Raw genomic sequence first — 317 nt, forward strand, 5'->3', positions numbered from 1 at the left:
ACACATCAAAGTCAAAGGTGATAAGTCTCCATTTGATGGAGATTGGGCTTACTGGAGTAAGAGAGGAATTAACAAGGGTGGAATACCAGGCAAGTTAGCCAAACTTTTGAAGGAACAAAAAGGCAAGTGTAATGAATGTGGCCTGTTCTTCATGGACCGTGACCTAATTGAGGTAGACCATATTAGATTTCTAGTGGCGGAGGGTAAAGATATCCATAAAAACCGCCAAGCATTGCATTGCCACTGCCACGACCGTAAAACCGCAAGAGACCTCATCATAATTGAGGAATATCAAGCGAAAATCAGCTCCCATGACA

The 317-nt window shown here is 42.9% G+C and carries 1 protein-coding gene; it reads left to right on the forward strand.

The features are described from left to right. On the forward strand, window positions 1-317 hold a 317-nt coding region (locus tag LKK83_RS00495), incomplete at both ends, for an HNH endonuclease (protein WP_324628778.1).

The organism is Phormidium sp. CCY1219, assembly GCF_035615515.1.
In the GTDB taxonomy this organism is placed as follows: Bacteria; Cyanobacteriota; Cyanobacteriia; order Cyanobacteriales; family Laspinemataceae; genus CCY1219.